The organism is Ameyamaea chiangmaiensis (genome assembly GCF_013376175.1).
Taxonomy (GTDB): Bacteria; Pseudomonadota; Alphaproteobacteria; order Acetobacterales; family Acetobacteraceae; genus Ameyamaea; species Ameyamaea chiangmaiensis.
This window is the reverse complement of record NZ_JABXXR010000319.1, coordinates 1-1,094: the sequence shown is the minus strand read 5'-3', so window position 1 is coordinate 1,094 and position 1,094 is coordinate 1. Positions and strand designations below refer to the sequence as shown.

Annotated in this window: 2 protein-coding genes and 1 pseudogene; all 3 read right to left on the bottom strand. The window is 67.9% G+C overall.

Annotated elements, in window-relative coordinates; all coding sequences use genetic code 11:
* Window positions 1–225 (bottom strand): twin-arginine translocase TatA/TatE family subunit (locus HUK82_RS16765; protein WP_176614984.1); only part of this gene is annotated, 225 nt, incomplete at its 3' end.
* A gap of 143 nt (window positions 226–368) precedes the next feature.
* Complete coding sequence (locus HUK82_RS16760) at window positions 369–842, bottom strand: CHAP domain-containing protein (protein ID WP_373318203.1); 474 nt, start codon at window positions 840–842, stop codon at window positions 369–371.
* Window positions 842–1,094 (bottom strand): annotated as a pseudogene (locus HUK82_RS16755) (RecX family transcriptional regulator); the annotation flags it as partial. The pseudogene HUK82_RS16755 and the gene HUK82_RS16760, both read right to left, overlap by 1 nt.

Genomic DNA, 1,094 nt, shown 5'->3' with positions numbered 1-1,094 from the left:
GCCGTACGGTGCCGTGGTGGCGGCGTGCGCGGCGGGCGGCGCGATCTGGCCGCCGTCGCGGGCACTCGCCTCCATCGACTCGTCCTCGTCCGCCATGTTCTTCTTGAACGACTTGATGCCCTTGGCGAAGTCACCCATCAGCGTGCTGATCTTGCTGCCGCCGCCGAACAGAACCAGCACCACCGCCAGCACGATCAGCCAATGCCAGATGCTTAAGCTACCCATTGCAAAATCCTTGCTCACGTGGCCGCCGCGTGTCGATGCGGCATGACCACACGTCACATGGAACGGCAGACGCCGTCATGCAAGCAAGCATCGCGTGTTCGCAGCGATTATGCAAAGGGAGGACAAAGGAGCGGCCGCAGGCCTCAGGACAGCCCGGCCAGTTGCGCCGCGACGGGCTCGATAAAGCCGTAGGTCGGATAGACCCGGGTGCCGATGCCGTCGATCGGTCCCCACCAGACCCGGACCGCCGTCCAGTCGTTGCGCCGCGATACATCGATCACCGGCACGCCATGTTCCACCCGCCCGGGCCGCCAGTTCGCCTGATCGACCAGAACGGTGCGCGCACCGACTACCCGGCGCACCACCGACACATGCCCCGACGGCATGCGCGAGGTCGCACGGAACACCAGCACATCGCCCGAACGCGGGGACTGCGCATGGGCATACACGCCGTTCGACTGCCGCCACCAGCCGGCCGCCGCGCCGGACAGGCGCAGCCCGGTGACCGAACGCGCATAGGGCGCGCATTGCACGGCGCCATCATAACCCCCGCCGCACGCCGCAAGCCCCAGAAGGGCAGGCAACAACGCAAGGGCGCGCAGGCGTCGACCGATCATCATGACGATTTCAGCGCGATCACGAGTGCCATCGCGTCTTCCGCTTCCATCCCGATCACACGCAACGCCACATCGCGGGCAAACCCGGCCCGGGCCAGAACACCCAGATCCCGCTGCCGCAGACCCTCCTCGTCCGGTCCGGAGGTGCCCTCATCATCGGCGGCAAGCGGCCGGAACGGGCCAAGACGGCGTCGTCGGGCCAGCGCCAGACCGGCAAGCACCTCCGCCTCAACCCCCGGCGCGGCCTCGTCC